Raw genomic sequence first — 14,784 nt, 5'->3', positions numbered from 1 at the left:
CCACTTGTGTCGAACGCCTTGACGCCCACCGAGCGTTCATGGGTTGATAGCGGAGAGCCGGGGTTTGACCCCATCTCGCTACTACAGCAGGCGAATTGAAGATCACACTTACTTCGTTCGACTGCTTGGGCCGCCCATCGGAGAAGCCAGGCAGGGATCGCCCATCCGCACCTATGGGAGCGATCCCACTCCGGTGGTCCGACACAGCCCCACCCCTGTGTCCCCCACCCGAAAGGACTCCCCCCATGTCTTCCGGCCACCCCAGCAGCGGGCACGCCCGCCGCAGGCCCGTACTCCACCGGCTGCGCGCCTTCGCCGCCGTCGCGGCGCTCGGCGCCGCCACCCTGCTGCCCGTCGCCGCCGCCGCTCCGGCCCAGGCCGCCGACGCCCGCGTCGACAACCCGTACGTCGGCGCGGGCGTCTACGTGAACCCCGACTGGGCCGCGAACGCCGCCGCCGAACCCGGCGGCAGCGCCGTAGCCGACCAGCCGACCGCCATCTGGCTCGACCGCATCGCCGCGATCACCGGCACCCCCGGTCACCAGGGGCTTCGCGCACACCTCGACAACGCCGTCCGGCAGGCGGCGGGCAAACCCTTCGTCGTCCAGCTCGTCGTCTACGACCTGCCCGGCCGCGACTGCGCAGCCCTCTCCTCCAACGGCGAGCTCGGCCCGACCGAGATCGGCCGCTACCGGACGGAGTTCATCGACCCGATCGCGGCCGTTCTGGCCGACCCGGCCTACGCCGGTCTGCGGATCGTCACCACCGTCGAGCTCGACTCGCTGCCGAACCTGGTGACCAATGCGGGCGGCACCGCCACCGCCACCCCGCAGTGCGACACCATGAAGGCCAACGGCAACTACATCAACGGCGTCGGCTACGCGCTGGCCAAGCTGGGCGCCATCTCCAACGTCTACAACTACGTCGACGCCGGCCACCACGGCTGGCTCGGCTGGGACTCCAACCTCGGCCCCGCCGTCGACGTGCTCCACCAGGCCGCGACGGCCTCCGGCTCCACCACCGCCAACGTGCACGGCTTCGTCGTGAACACCGCCAACTACTCGGCCCTGCACGAGCCCTACTACACCATCGACGACTCCGTGAACGGCACCTCGGTACGCCAGAGCAAGTGGGTGGACTGGAACCGCTACGTCGACGAGCTCTCCTACGCCCAGGCGTTCCGGCAGAAGGCCGTCGCCGCCGGCTTCGACCCGGGCGTCGGCATGCTGGTCGACACCTCGCGCAACGGCTGGGGCGGCACGGCCCGACCCACCGGCCCGGGCGCCCGGACCAGCGTCGACAGCTACGTGGACGGCGGCCGGATCGACCGCCGGTTCCAGACCGGCAACTGGTGCAACCAGTCCGGGGCCGGCCTCGGCGAGCGCCCGCGGACCGCACCCGAGCCGGGCATCGACGCCTACGTGTGGGTGAAGCCCCCGGGCGAGTCGGACGGCAACAGCCAGCCCGTTCCCAACGACGAGGGGAAGGGCTTCGACCGGATGTGCGACCCGACGTACACCGGCAACGTCCGCAACAACTTCCAGATGTCCGGCGCCCTGCCGAACGCGCCGCTGGCCGGCTCCTGGTTCTCCGCCCAGTTCCGTGAGCTGCTGAAGAACGCCTACCCGCCCGTGACCGGTGGCAGCGCCGGCGACACCACGCCGCCCAGCACCCCGGCCGGGCTCCGCTCCACCGCCGCCACGGCCACCACCGTCTCGCTGGCGTGGACGGCCTCGACCGACAACGTCGGGGTCACCGGGTACGACGTCTACCGCAACGGCACGGCGGTCGGCTCGACCTCGGGCGCCACGTTCACCGACACCGGCCTGACCGCCTCGACCGCCTACCGCTACACCGTGGTCGCGCATGACGCGGCGGGCAACGCCTCGGCGGCCTCGGCGGCGCTCACCGTGACCACGGCCGCCGCCGGCGGCGGTGGCGGCAGCGCCGGCTGCACCGCCGCCTACCGCGTCAGCAACGACTGGGGCAGCGGCTTCAACGCCGACGTCACCGTCACCAACACCGGTACGGCCGCCACCACGGGCTGGAAGGTCACCTGGACCTGGGGCGGCACCCAGCAGGTCGGCAACGCCTGGAACGGCGTCCTCACCCAGTCCGGCACCGGCGTGAGTGTCACCAACGCCTCGTACAACGGCGCGCTGGCGGCGGGCGCGAGCACCGGCTTCGGACTGAGCGCCGGCTACTCCGGCAGCAACACCGCGCCGACGCTGAGCTGCACCGCGCTCTGACGCCCCGACCGGCCGGTGCCGGCTCCGCCACCACGGCGGGGCCGGCACCGGCCGCTGCGCCCGGCGCCACCGCCGCGCGGCGCACCCGACGGTCAGGCGGAGTCCCGGACCACCAACTCCGTCGCCAGCACCACCTGCCGGCTGCCCCGGTGCCGCCCGGCGATCTCCTCCAGGAGGAGCCGGGCCATCGTCCGTCCCATCTCCTCGATCGGCTGGCGGACACTGGTCATCGGTGGCTCCGTGTGCCGGGCCACGATCGAGTCGTCGAAGCCGATCACCGCGACCTGGTCCGGCACCCGCCGGCCGGCGCCGCGGAGCACCTGCATGGCCCCGGCGGCCATCACGTCCGAGGCACAGAACACCGCGTCCAGGTCGGGCCGCCGCTCCAGCAGGGTCCGCATCGCCCGCCGACCGCCCTCCTCGGTGAAGTCGGCCAGAGCGACGAGGTCCTCGTCGTACGGCCGCCCGGCCTCTTCCAGGGCCCGCCGGTAGCCGTCCAGGCGCGCCAGCGCCACCTCCATGTCCAAGGGGCCGGTGATGGTGGCCACCTGGGCGCAGCCGCGCCGCAGCAGATGCCGGACGGCCATCCGCGCGCCGCCCGCGTTGTCGGCGTGGACGTAGCTGAGGACCTCGTGGTCGTTGCGCCGGCCGGCCAGCACCGAGGGGATCTCCAGGCTCTCCAGCAGGCCCGGCAGCGGGTCGTCGCGGTGCACCGCGACGAGCAGCACGCCGTCGACCCGCTGGGCCGCCAGATATGTGGCCAGCCGGTCCCGCTCGCGCTGGTTGCGGACCAGGATCAGCAGCAACTGCATGTCGGTCTCGCTGAGTTCGGCCGCGACCCCGCTGATGATGTCGGAGAAGTAGGGCTCGGAGAAGAGCCTGGTCTCCGCCTCCGGGACGACCAGGGCGACCGCGTCGGTCCGGGAGGTGACCAGGGCGCGCGCCGCCCGGTTCGGGACATAGCCGAGCTCGGCGATCGCCGCCTGGACGGCCGCGCGGGCCTTGTCGCTCACCCGGGGCGAGCCGTTGACCACCCGGGACACCGTGCCCCGGCCCACGCCCGCGAGGGCGGCCACCTCCTCCAGGGTCGGCCGGGCCGGGCCCCGCGACCCACCGCCCGACGCGCCGGCAGTCCCGCTCGCCGCCTGTCCCATCGTCCACCTCTCCAAGACCTCGCCACCCGGGGCCGCCGCGCCGGGCGGGCGCCCGGGGACCATCCTCCTCCACCGCGACACGGTGCGGGCGCGAGGGTCGGGTGACGGTCTCGGCGGGCCACCCGGCCGCAGGACACGTTCCCGCAACGGAAGGCGCGATCAGCCTTGACACTCGGCCCGCTCACCCAGCAACCTTCCTCTATCGCTTGGGAGCGCTCCCACAGTGGAGCGTTCACCCTAGCGGCCCACCGCCGCAGGAGCCAGCCTCCGGCGCCCACCCAAAGCCCGGGCGGCCCACCCCAAGGCCGGCGGACAAATGCCTGACGTGACATCAGGTCACTGTCGCGGCAGCCGAACCGGGCAGCTCGAACGGACCGACGCACCACCGGCAGCACCGAGCCGGCCCGAGAACCACACCCACCAAGAACCACCCCACCCAAGGACCGGACCCACCAAGAACCGGACCCGGGCCCATGAAAACCGGACCCGGGCGCACGCCCGGTCCCAAGCCCAACCGCACGAGCCCACGCTTCAGCACTCGCGCACCCAAAAGGCACCGAGGAGAACCCCCATGCGTCCCACCACCCGCGCACGCCGCCGGGCCGTCCCCGCCACCGCCGTCCTGGCCCTCTCCGCGCTCCTGCTCACCGCCTGCTCCAGCGGCTCCGGCAGCGACCCGGCCGCCGGATCGTCCGCCGGCGACGGCGCCAAGATCACGCTCTCCGTCGGCGACTTCGGCACCTTCGGCTACCGCGAGGCCGGCCTGTACGACGAGTACATGGCCGCCCACCCCTCGATCACCATCCGGTACGAGACCGTCCAGGACGGCCAGAAGTACTGGGACGCCCTGGCCACCCACCTGGCCTCCGGCAGCGGTCTCAACGACATCCAGGCCGTCGAGGTCGGCTACATCGCCCAGGCCACCGGCACGCTCGGCGACAAGTTCACGGACCTCTCCAAGGTGGAGGGCGTGCGGCCCGACGCCTGGCTCCCGTGGAAGGCCAAGCAGGCCACCACCGCCAAGGGCGCCCTGATCGGTCTGGGCACGGACGTCGGCCCGATGGCCGTCTGCTACCGCAAGGACCTCTTCGAGCAGGCCGGCCTGCCCACCGACCGCGAGGCCGTCGGCAAGCTCTGGAACGGGGACTGGACGAAGTTCGTGGAGGCCGGCAAGCAGTACCAGGCGAAGGCCCCGGCCGGCACCTTCTTCACCGACTCGGCGAGCGGCCTGTTCAACGCGGCCCTCTCCGCGGAGCCCCAGCAGTACTCGGACGCCTCCGGCAAGCTCGTCTACCGGGACAGCCCCGGCGTGAAGAAGGCCTGGACGACCGCCGTGGACGCGTCCCACGCCGGGATCAGTGCCGGCCTGCGGCAGTTCCAGGACGACTGGAACACCGCCTTCACCAACGCCCGGTTCGCCACCGTGGTCTGCCCGTCCTGGATGACCGGCATCATCAGCAAGTACTCCGGCGATTCGGGCCGCGGCAAGTGGGACATCGCCCAGGCGCCGGTGGCCTCCAACTGGGGCGGCGCCTTCCTGACCGTGCCCAAGGCCGGCAAGCACCAGAAGGAGGCCGCCGCGCTGGCCGCCTGGCTGACCGCGCCCGAGCAGCAGGCCAAGGTCTTCGCCAAGGTCGGCAACCTGCCCTCGACGACCGCGGCGCTGCAGCAGCCCGCCGTCCAGAACGCCACCTTGGACTACTTCGGCACCACGCCGACCGGTCGGATCTTCGCCTCCGCCGCGCAGACCATCGCGACGGCGCCGATCGGCGAGTACGACGGCACGGTCAAGACCGCCATCACGGACAACGGAATCCTCGACATCGAGCAGCACGGCACCGACCCCGCCAAGGCCTGGGCCAACGTCACCAAGCTGATCGACGACAAGGTCAACGGCTGAGCGCCGCCCCGTCCGGCCGTCTCAGGTCCGGGCTCGTCCGGGGTCCGGACCGGCCCGGCCAGCCACCCTGGAAGGACTCCCCCGTGGCCACCACCCACCGGCCCGCGAGCGACAGCGGACCGCCCCCGCCCGCACCCGCGGGTCGCCGCGCCCCCGCGCCGCCGCGCCCGGCCTGGCGCTCGCGCCTGCACCGCCTGGACCTCAAGGCATCGCCCTACGCGTACATCGCGCCCTTCTTCCTCTGCTTCGCGGCCTTCGGCCTGTTCCCCCTGCTGTGGACCGGCTGGCTCTCCCTGCACCGGGTCGACCTGCTCGACCCCGACGTGATGGAGTGGCGCGGGCTGGGCAACTACACCCGGCTCTGGGGGACGGAGCAGTTCCGCACCGCCCTGCTCAACACCTTCACCATCGGGGTGCTCTCCACCGTGCCGCAGCTGCTCATGGCGCTCGGCCTGGCCCACCTGCTCAACTACCGCCTGCGCGGCCGGGGCTTCCTGCGGGTCGCGATCCTGGCGCCGTACGCCACCTCGATCGCGGCGGCCACCCTGGTCTTCGTCCAACTGTTCAACCCCGACTACGGGTTGGTGAACTGGCTGCTCTCACTGGTCGGCGTCGACCGGACGGACTGGTACGCCGACACCTGGCCCTCGCAGATCGCCGTCTCCACCATCGTCACCTGGCGCTGGACGGGCTACAACGCGCTGATCTACCTGGCCGCGATGCAGGCCGTCCCGAAGGACCTCTACGAGGCGGCGAGCCTGGACGGCGCCTCCCGCTGGCAGCAGCTCACCCGGATCACCGTGCCGTCCATCCGCCCGACCATCCTCTTCACGGTGATCGTCTCGACCATCGGGGCAACCCAGCTGTTCGGCGAACCCCTGCTCTTCGGCGGTGGCGTCGGGATCAGCGGCGGCTCCGCCCACCAGTTCCAGACACTCGGTCTCTACATGTACGAACTCGGCTGGCCGAGCCGCCAGTTGGGGCGGTCGGCGGCGGTCGCCTGGACAATGCTACTGATCCTGCTGGTGATCGGCGCCGTCCAGCTGCTGCTCGCCCGCCGGGGCCGTGCCAAGCAGGGGAGCTGACATGACCGCCACCCTCGACTCCACACCGACGGCGCACCCGGCCGCCCCCGCCCAGCAACCACCTGCCCGCTTCACGGACCGGCTCCGCGCCGCCGGGCGCCGGCTGCGACCCGGTGCCGGGGAGCAGGACAAGGCCGGACCACTCACCTACGCGGTGCTGATCGCCGCCGCCGTGCTCTCGCTGTTCCCCCTGTACTGGACCTTCGTCGCCGCCTCCTCCACCGGGGAGCGGGTGGCCCAGGCCCCGCCGCCGCTGCTCCCCGGCGGATCGCTCTGGACCAACATCGTCACCGCCTGGGAGCAGGCCGACCTCGGCCGGGCACTGCTCAACTCCACGATCGTGGCGGGCTGCGTCGCGCTGAGCACGGTCGCGTTCTCCACCCTGGCCGGCTTCGCCTTCGCCAAGCTGGCGTTCCGCGGCCGGGGCGCCCTGCTGACCCTCGTCGTCGCCACCATGACCATCCCCCCGCAGCTCAGCGTCATCCCGCTCTACCGGATCATCACCGACCTGGGCTGGGGCAACCAGCTGAAGGCCGTCGTGCTCCCGTCGCTGGTGGCCGCCTTCGGAGTGTTCTTCATGCGGCAGTACCTCGCCGAGGCGCTGCCCCTGGAGCTGATCGAGGCGGCCCGGGTGGACGGCGCCCACAGCCTGCGGATCGTCTGGCACGTCGTACTGCCGGTGGCCCGGCCCGCGATGGCCGTGCTGGGCATGCTGGTCTTCGTGCAGTCCTGGAACGACTTCTTCTGGCCGTTCGTGGTCCTGACCCAGCGGAACCCGACCGTCCAGGTCGCGCTGTCCGCCATCGGCGGCGGCAGCGCCTACGAAGTCAACCAGGCGGTCATCATGACCGGCGCCCTCGTCGGCACGCTGCCGCTGCTGCTGCTGTTCGCCGTCCTGGGCCGGCACATCGTCGGGGGCATCACCGCCGGCGCCGTCAAGAGTTGACCCGGGCCGCCCCACCCACCCCCACCGACCACGCCTCCCAGGAGCATCACGACATGACCTCCACCGTGCCGCCCGCCCGCACCACGGCAACTCCTGCCGACCGCGCCGCCGCCGCTCCGGCCGCCCTCAGCACACCCGAACCCCCCGCCCGCGCCTTCCCGCCCGGCTTCCGCTGGGGCGCCGCCACCGCCGCCTACCAGATCGAGGGCGCCACCGCCGAGGGCGGCCGGACGGCGTCGATCTGGGACACCTTCAGCCACACCCCCGGCCGGACCGCCGGCGGGCACACCGGTGACGTGGCGGTCGACCACTACCACCGGTTCCGCGAGGACATCCGGCTGATGGCCCGACTCGGCCTCACCTCCTACCGGTTCTCGCTCTCCTGGCCCCGCATCCAGCCCACCGGCCGCGGCCCCGCCCTCGAAAGCGGCCTGGACTTCTACCGGGCCCTGGCCGACGAACTCGCGGCACACGGCATCCGGCCGGTCGCCACCCTCTACCACTGGGACCTTCCGCAGCACCTGGAGGACGTCGGCGGCTGGCCCGCACGGGACAACGCCGAACGCTTCGCCGACTACGCCGCACTCGCGGCGCAGGCCCTGGGCGACCGGATCGACACCTGGGTCACCCTCAACGAGCCCTGGTGCAGCGCCTTCCTGGGCTACGGCTCCGGCGTCCACGCCCCCGGCCGAACCAACCCCGCCGACGCGCTGCGGGCCGCCCACCACCTCAACCTCGGCCACGGCCTCGCCGTCGGCGCCCTGCGCGCCGCGCTGCCGTCCGCCGCCGAGATCGCCGTCTCGCTCAACCTGCACGCCGTCCGCCCCCTCAGCGGCCACCCCGACGACCTGGCGGCGGCCCGCCGCATCGACGCGGTGGGCAACCGGATCTTCACCGGCCCGCTGTTCTCCGGCGCCTATCCGGAGGACCTGCTCGCCGACACCGCCCACCTGGTCGACTGGGACACCCTGGTGCGCGACGGCGACCTCGCCGAGATCTCCCGCCCCATCGACCTGCTCGGGCTGAACTACTACACGCCGACGGTGGTCTCCGCCGACCGCGACACCGAGAACGCGACCCGCCACGACGGCCACGGCGACAGCGAGCACTCCCCCTGGCCGGGCGCCGACGACGTCTCCTTCCACCGCGCGCCCGGCGAACTCACCGCCATGGGGTGGCCGATCGACCCGTCGGGCCTGACCGATCTGCTGACCTCGCTGCACCGGGAGCACGGACTGCCGCTCCTCGTCACCGAGAACGGCGCCGCCTTCGAGGACGTGGTCGGCGCCGACGGCAGCATCGACGATCCCGAGCGGATCGCCTACATCCGCGCCCACCTCGCCGCCATCCACCAGGCCGTCGAGGCGGGTGCCGACGTCCGCGGCTACTACCTCTGGTCGCTGCTCGACAACTTCGAGTGGGCCTACGGGTACGCGAAGCGGTTCGGCGCCGTCCACGTGGACTACGACACGCTCGCCCGTACCCCGAAGGCCAGCGCCCACTGGTACGCCGAGGTGATCCGCCGGGGCGGAATCGACTGAGCGCCGGGCGGCCCGCCCGCGCGCCACCTGCCCTCAGGCCCCGAGTTCGCTCCGGTGCACCAGGGCCACGGCCCGGCCGTCGGCCAGGACGAGCGCGGCGTCCTGGCCGGGCCCCAGCGCCTGCCTGGCCTCGGAGAGCGGCTGGCCGACGCCGACCGTCGGCAGGGCGGGGCCCAGCAGGCCGGCGACCGGGCTGCCCGGCGCCGCCCGGCCCTCGGTGACCGCGCGCTCGACGGCGGCCGAGGAGAGCGAGCCGAGCACCTCCGTCGCACTGACCCCGTACGGGCGCTCCGGGCGGGCCAGCACCACGGGGGCGACGCCGCCGGGCACCTCGCGCAGCACGGCGAGGGCCTCGGCGAGCGAGGCGTCCGAGGCGACCGTGATCAGTCCGCCGGGCCCGGCGGACCGCCCGGCGGCGGCCTCCAGCACGGCCCGGACGGTCGGCTCGGTGTCGTCGGCGGTGCGGCGCTCCTCCAGGAACCCCCAGCGGCGCAGCCAGTCGTCGCTGTACAGCTTGGAGAGGTAGGACCGGCCGGAGTCCGGCAGCAGCACCACGACGAGGTCCTCCGGTCCGAGCCCGCGCGCCACCCGGAGCGCGGCCGCCACCGCCGTGCCCGAGGAGGGGCCGGCCAGCAGTCCCTCCTCTCGGGCCAGCCGCCGGGCGGTCAGCAGCGACTCCCGGTCGGGGATCCGTTCGAAGCGGTCGACGACCTCGCGGTGGTAGGAGTCCGGCCAGCGGTCCTCGGCCGTTCCGGGGTGGAGGAAGTGGCCGATGCTGTCGACGAAGTAGGGGCTGCCGTCGCCACCGCCGTAGCGGGAGGACTCCGGGTCCGCGCCGACCACCGTGACGCTGCCGCCGGAGACCTTCTTGAGGAAGGCGCCGGTGCCGCTGATCGTGCCGCCGGTGCCGACCCCCGCCACGAAGTGGGTGACCCGGCCCGCGGTCTGCTCCCAGACCTCCGGGCCGGTGGTCTGCACGTGCGCGTCCGGGTTGGCGGGATTGTCGTACTGATTGGCCAGCCAGGCACCGGGAATCTCCTCGGCGAGCCGGCGCACCACGTTGAACAGGTGGTCCGGGTGCTCGGCGGGCACCGCGGTCGGGGCGAGCACCACCTCCGCGCCGTAGGCCCGCAGGATGTCCGACTTCTCGACGGCGGCCCGGTCGGCCACTACGGCGATCACCCGGTAGCCGCGCCGGCGGCCGACGATGGTGAGACCGATCCCGGTGTTGCCGGAGGTCGCCTCGATGATCGTCCCGCCGGGCCGCAGCAGGCCGTCCCGCTCGGCCGCCAACACCATCGACAGCGCGGCACGGTCCTTCACGGACCCGCCGATGTTGAGGAACTCCGCCTTGGCGTACACGGGGGCGGCGAGGCCGGCCCCGAGCCGGGCCAGCCGGAACAGCGGTGTCCCGCCGATCGCGTCGACCACCGATTCATGGACCGTCATGCGACTCCTCGTCCCGGTACCCCGCTGCCCACGGCTGCTCGCACGCCCGCTCGCGCGGACGCCGCGACCGCCGCGACCGCCGCGGCCGCCGGGACGAAAGGGTTCCACCGGACGATCGTCCGACGCAAGAGGACCCGCTGCCGGGCTCCTGCCCCGGCCCCCGGATCACGCCTCCTGGGCGTCGAGCCAGTGCAGCAGCATGGTGCGTTCGGTGTCGGTGCCGGCGGGGTTCACGGGGTCGAGTGCCCAGTGCCGGATCCGCCGCACGGTCTCCGGGTCGAGGTCGAGGTAGAGCCGCCAGTGCGCGCGGGGGTCGCAGTTCGGGTCGCGCGGCTCGTCACAGCTGTGGCAGTGGGTGAAGAAGGTGTCCACCATCCGGTGCACGATCAGCTCGTCGGACATGGAAGCCGCGTTTCCCTCTCTCGGTCCGTGACGCCGGCCTCCGCGGGCCGGCGCTTCTCCTCCAGGGTGCGCGGCGACCCGCCCCGGGCGGGAGGGACGAACGTCCCGGACACCGGCCCCGGACGCGCCGGAGGCCCGGTACCCGTGGGGGTGGGTACCGGGCCGTTCGAGGGGTGGCGGTCAGCCGCGTCCCGAGGACTTCTGGGTGCGGCGGGAGACCGAGTCCAGGACGACGGCGGCCAGCAGCACGGCGCCGGTGATCATGTACTGGATCGCCTGGGCGGCGTGCACCATGTCCAGACCCGTGGTGATGGACTGGATGACCAGGATGCCGAGCAGGGCCGACCAGGTCTTGCCGCGTCCGCCGAAGAGGCTGGTACCGCCGATGACGGCGGCCGCGATGGCACTCATCAGGACGTTGCCGCTGCCCAGCGTCTTGTCTGCCGAGCCCTGCTGGGAGGCGATGAACAGGCCGCCGAGGCCGGCCAGGCCGGCCGAGATCATGAAGACCGAGATCCGGACCCAGGCGACGTTGATGCCCGCGCGGCGGGCGGCCTCGATGCCGCCGCCGACCGCGAAGATCTGCCGGCCGTAGGAGGTGCGGCGCAGCACGAAGTCGGTCAGCACGACGACGCCCAGCAGGATGACCAGCGGCAGCGGCAGACCGCTGTCCTGGTTCAGGGTGTAGGCGCCGGCCAGGGCGATCACCGCGAGGGCGCCGGTGCGCAGCGCGATCTCGCCGGTGGTGCGGGCGGGCAGGCCGGCGGCGGTGCGGCGGCGGGCGTCCAGGAGCTGGCCGCCGAGGAACAGGCCGATCGCGAGGACGGCGGCCAGCCAGGCGAAGGCGATGTCGCCGTCGCCCAGGAAGTAGGTGTCCAGGTTGGCGACGACCCCGTCGTTGATGTTGTTGACGGTGCCGAGCTTGCCGAGGACGTAGTCCTGCAGGCCGCTCCAGGCGAGCATGCCGGCCAGGGTGACGACGAAGGCGGGGACGCCGATCCTGGCGAAGAAGAAGCCGTGCAGGGCGCCCATGGCGACCGCGACGGCGAGGGCGAGCAGGATCGCCAGCCCCTCGTTGAGCCCCTGGCGCACCGCGAGGACGGAGGTGATGGCCGAGCAGACGCCCGCTATGGAGCCCAGCGAGAGGTCGATCTCCCCGAGCAGCAGGACGAAGACGACGCCGACCGCGATCAGACCGGGACCGGCGATCCACTTGGTGATGTTGGTCAGGTTGTCGGCCTGGAGGAAGTGGCCGGTGACGCTCTGGAAGATGACGGCGATGAGGACCAGGCCGACGACGACGGGCAGGGAGCCGAGGTCGCCGCTCCTGATCTTGCGGCGGAACTCCTCCAGGTAGCCGGCGACGCCGCCCTGGCGGACCAGCAGGCGCGGGTCGGCCGCCGGTGCCGGGGCGTTGGTGGGGGTGGTCTGGCTGGTGCTCACTTCGCGTCCTCCGCGATACGTGCCTGGCGCCGGGTCACGGCGTTGTCGGTGGCGCCGGTGATGGCGGAGATGATCTCCTCGTGCGAGGTGTCGGCCACCGGGAAGACCCCGTTGTTGCGGCCCAGGCGCAGGACGGCGACGGTGTCGGCGACCGCCTTGACGTCCGCCATGTTGTGGCTGATCAGGATGACGCCGAGGCCGCGCTGGCGCAGCCGCTCGACCAGGTCGAGGACCTGGGCGGTCTGCTCGACGCCGAGGGCCGCGGTCGGCTCGTCGAGGATGACGATCTTCGGGTCGCCGACCAGGGCGCGGGCGATCGCGACGACCTGGCGCTGACCGCCGGAGAGCGCGGCGATCGGGATCCGCACGCTGGGGATGCGGATCGAGAGGGTGTCCAGGAGCTCCTTGGCGCGCCGTTCCATGGCGACCTCGTCGAGCGTGCCGAAGCGGCGCAGCTCGCGGCCCAGGAAGAGGTTGGCGACGACGTCGAGGTTGTCGCAGAGCGCGAGGTCCTGGTAGACGGTGGCGACGCCGAGTGCCTGGGCGTCCTGGGGGCGGGTGACACGCACCGCGCGCCCCTCCCAGGTGATTTCACCCTCGTCGATCGGGTGAACTCCTGCGATCGTCTTCACCAGGGTGGACTTGCCGGCGCCGTTGTCGCCGACCAGCGCGACGACTTCACCGGCATGGACGTCGAGGTCGACGTCGGTCAGTGCCTGGACAGCGCCGAAGCGCTTGGAGACCGCGCGCAGCGCCAGTACGGGTGCGCCTGTCACGTGAACCATCTCCTGCGGGGTAGTGCGTGGGGTGGGGTGGGGTTCCTGCGCGGGGAGGAGGGCCGGCGCCCCCCGCACGGGACGGGGGGCGCCGTGGCCTTCGGGCCCGGCGGGCGCGCTACTTGACGCCGGCGGTGGTGCAGGCGGCGGCGAAGTCCGCGGTGCAGATGTCCGCGGCCTTGTAGAGGCCGTCGGCGATGACGGTGTCGTTGATGTTGGCCTTGGTGACGACCTTGGGCTCCAGCAGCTTGGCCGGGATGCCCTTGTCGGTGTCGCTGTCCACGGTGGACGGCGCCGCGGCCTTGAGGTCCTTGCCCTGCAGGAGGTTCACGGCGAGCTCGGCGGCGCTGTCGGCGAGCGGCTTGTAGGCCTTGTAGATGGTGTAGGCCTGGTCGCCGGCGACGATCCGCTGGACGGCGTCGAGGCCGGCGTCCTGACCGCCGACCGGCACGCTGACGCCCGCGGCCTTCAGCTGGGTGATGATGGCGCCCGCCATGCCGTCGTTGGCGGAGTAGACCGCCTGGAAGCCGTCCTTGCCCAGCTGGGTGATGGCGGCACCGGTCTTCTGGCCGGCGACGGTGGGCTTCCACTCACCGGACTGCTCGTAGACCACCTTCTTGACCTTGCCGTCGAGCACCTTGTGCGCGCCGGACTTGAACTGGGCCGCGTTGGGGTCGGCCTCGTCACCGTTGATCATGATGATGTTGGCGTCGGCGGCCTTCGCACCGAGCGCGTCGACCAGCGCCTGGCCCTGGAGCTCGCCGACCTTCTCGTTGTCGAAGGAGACGTAGGCCGAGACCGGGCCGGTGGCGAGCCGGTCGTAGGCGATGACCTTGACGCCCTTGTCCGCGGCCTCCTTCACCCAGGACTGGGTGGACTTGGCGTCGAAGGCGTCCAGGATGATCACCTTCACACCCTGGGCGATCAGGGTGTCGAACTGCTGCTTCTGCTTGGCGGCGCTGCCCTCGGCGTTGCTGTACTGCACCTTGCAGTCCGGGCAGAGCGCGGTGACCTTCGCCTGGATGAACGGCCGGTCGAAGGACTCGTAACGGGTGGAGGAGGCGTTCTCCGGGAGCAGCAGGCCGATCGACTTGCTGTCGCCGGAGCTCGCACTGTCCTTCTTGTCACTGCCGGCCTTGCCGCAGGCGGCCATGGAAAGGGCCATCGAGACCGCTGCGGTGCCAATGACGACGCGACGCATCGTTGCGTTCATGTGGGAAGTGCCTCCGTGACGGTGCCGCAGCGCTGCGGCGGGGTGGGAGGAGTTAATCCGGCTTCGTCATATGACGTCAATAAGTAAATCCAAGCCCTCACGAATCAGATCTATTCGTTATCTTCGTGAACGCTTACCCGTCACCCAAGCTTGGAGGAACCTCCAAGTACTAATCTGACAGGAAATGACAGAACGGACAAATGGTCGCACCTCGACAGTCCCCACCTGGTGCGAATGTCAGAATGAGCCCAAGGACCCAGAGGGTCGCTCGCCCGCTCTCCTGACTGCACGGTCTTGACAAGAGCAGAGCAAAGTGCCCAGTGCGTTCAAGAGTTAGATCAACCGGAGGGGAAGCCTGCCGATCTGACGGTCCGTCGGCAGTGGCCGGGCGTACCGCGCGGGCCCGTAGCGCCCGGGCCCGCGCGAAGGACCCCCACCGGCGGACGGCGTCCACCACCCGGGCGAGGTCCTCCTCGGCCGGCTCCGGGTGGGCGAGCGGCAGCTCACGGACGGCGGTCGGCACCGGGCCGCCGCCCACCGGTGCCCGAGGTCCCTGGCGGCCGGCCGGACGGGGAAGTCCTTGCTGCGGGCCGCGGGCCACCGCTCCGGCGAGCGGCCCGTCGGCC

Annotated in this window: 11 protein-coding genes; 5 read left to right on the top strand and 6 right to left on the bottom strand. The window is 72.2% G+C overall.

What is annotated here, in order from left to right:
• The first annotated feature begins 245 nt into the window (after positions 1-245).
• Entirely contained in the window at positions 246-2,249 is a 2,004-nt protein-coding gene (locus AB0J08_RS24135; protein WP_360637900.1) for a glycoside hydrolase family 6 protein, read from the top strand.
• Positions 2,250-2,341: 92 nt separating this feature from the next.
• On the opposite strand, the gene AB0J08_RS24130 is transcribed toward AB0J08_RS24135, so the two are convergent.
• Positions 2,342-3,403: a LacI family DNA-binding transcriptional regulator gene (locus AB0J08_RS24130; RefSeq protein WP_360637897.1), complete on the bottom strand. Its 1,062-nt coding sequence runs from the start codon at positions 3,401-3,403 to the stop codon at positions 2,342-2,344.
• A gap of 571 nt (positions 3,404-3,974) precedes the next feature.
• On the opposite strand from AB0J08_RS24130, the gene AB0J08_RS24125 reads away from it, so the two are divergent.
• The 4 genes from AB0J08_RS24125 (at position 3,975) to AB0J08_RS24110 (ending at position 8,875) form a co-directional block, all read left to right on the top strand.
• A complete protein-coding gene (locus AB0J08_RS24125) occupies positions 3,975-5,303 on the top strand; it encodes an ABC transporter substrate-binding protein (RefSeq protein WP_360637894.1) in 1,329 nt (442 codons plus the stop codon).
• Positions 5,304-5,386: 83 nt separating this feature from the next.
• Positions 5,387-6,388 carry a sugar ABC transporter permease gene (locus AB0J08_RS24120; RefSeq protein WP_360637890.1) on the top strand — a complete coding sequence of 334 codons (1,002 nt, stop codon included), beginning with the start codon at positions 5,387-5,389 and terminating at the stop codon, positions 6,386-6,388.
• A 1-nt stretch (position 6,389) separates the two neighbouring features.
• Positions 6,390-7,334, top strand: coding sequence for a carbohydrate ABC transporter permease (locus AB0J08_RS24115; RefSeq protein ID WP_360637887.1), 945 nt, complete (start codon positions 6,390-6,392; stop codon positions 7,332-7,334).
• Positions 7,335-7,387: 53 nt separating this feature from the next.
• A complete protein-coding gene (locus AB0J08_RS24110) occupies positions 7,388-8,875 on the top strand; it encodes a GH1 family beta-glucosidase (protein ID WP_360637884.1) in 1,488 nt (495 codons plus the stop codon).
• A gap of 33 nt (positions 8,876-8,908) precedes the next feature.
• Here AB0J08_RS24110 and AB0J08_RS24105 read toward each other — a convergent pair whose 3' ends face one another.
• The 5 genes from AB0J08_RS24105 to AB0J08_RS24085 form a co-directional block, all read right to left on the bottom strand.
• Positions 8,909-10,324: a pyridoxal-phosphate dependent enzyme gene (locus AB0J08_RS24105; RefSeq protein WP_360637881.1), complete on the bottom strand. Its 1,416-nt coding sequence runs from the start codon at positions 10,322-10,324 to the stop codon at positions 8,909-8,911.
• A 165-nt stretch (positions 10,325-10,489) separates the two neighbouring features.
• On the bottom strand, positions 10,490-10,726 hold the full coding sequence (locus AB0J08_RS24100) for a hypothetical protein (protein ID WP_360637878.1): 237 nt from the start codon (positions 10,724-10,726) through the stop codon (positions 10,490-10,492).
• Positions 10,727-10,906: 180 nt separating this feature from the next.
• Positions 10,907-12,169: a sugar ABC transporter permease gene (locus AB0J08_RS24095; protein ID WP_360637875.1), complete on the bottom strand. Its 1,263-nt coding sequence runs from the start codon at positions 12,167-12,169 to the stop codon at positions 10,907-10,909.
• A complete protein-coding gene (locus AB0J08_RS24090) occupies positions 12,166-12,954 on the bottom strand; it encodes an ATP-binding cassette domain-containing protein (RefSeq protein WP_360637872.1) in 789 nt (262 codons plus the stop codon). The genes AB0J08_RS24095 and AB0J08_RS24090 overlap by 4 nt, the downstream gene beginning before the upstream one ends.
• 109 nt (positions 12,955-13,063) lie before the next feature.
• On the bottom strand, positions 13,064-14,158 hold the full coding sequence (locus AB0J08_RS24085; RefSeq protein ID WP_360637869.1) for a substrate-binding domain-containing protein: 1,095 nt from the start codon (positions 14,156-14,158) through the stop codon (positions 13,064-13,066).
• Between the last annotated feature and the right edge of the window lie 626 nt (positions 14,159-14,784).

Origin of the sequence: Kitasatospora sp. NPDC050463 (assembly GCF_040655255.1) — a bacterium.
Classification (GTDB): Bacteria; Actinomycetota; Actinomycetes; order Streptomycetales; family Streptomycetaceae; genus Kitasatospora.
The sequence above is the reverse complement of the archived record's forward strand: the minus strand, read 5'-3'. Positions and strand labels throughout refer to the sequence as shown.

Bases quoted from the DNA above. Each gene is read 5' to 3' on its own strand.
- AB0J08_RS24135 (WP_360637900.1), top strand. From the start codon at position 246: ATGTCTTCCGGCCACCCCAGCAGCGGGCACGCCCGCCGCAGGCCCGTA.
- AB0J08_RS24130 (WP_360637897.1), bottom strand. From the start codon at position 3,403: ATGGGACAGGCGGCGAGCGGGACTGCCGGCGCGTCGGGCGGTGGGTCG.
- AB0J08_RS24125 (WP_360637894.1), top strand. From the start codon at position 3,975: ATGCGTCCCACCACCCGCGCACGCCGCCGGGCCGTCCCCGCCACCGCC.
- AB0J08_RS24115 (WP_360637887.1), top strand. From the start codon at position 6,390: ATGACCGCCACCCTCGACTCCACACCGACGGCGCACCCGGCCGCCCCC.
- AB0J08_RS24110 (WP_360637884.1), top strand. From the start codon at position 7,388: ATGACCTCCACCGTGCCGCCCGCCCGCACCACGGCAACTCCTGCCGAC.
- AB0J08_RS24105 (WP_360637881.1), bottom strand. From the start codon at position 10,324: ATGACGGTCCATGAATCGGTGGTCGACGCGATCGGCGGGACACCGCTG.
- AB0J08_RS24100 (WP_360637878.1), bottom strand. From the start codon at position 10,726: ATGTCCGACGAGCTGATCGTGCACCGGATGGTGGACACCTTCTTCACC.
- AB0J08_RS24090 (WP_360637872.1), bottom strand. From the start codon at position 12,954: ATGGTTCACGTGACAGGCGCACCCGTACTGGCGCTGCGCGCGGTCTCC.
- AB0J08_RS24085 (WP_360637869.1), bottom strand. From the start codon at position 14,158: ATGAACGCAACGATGCGTCGCGTCGTCATTGGCACCGCAGCGGTCTCG.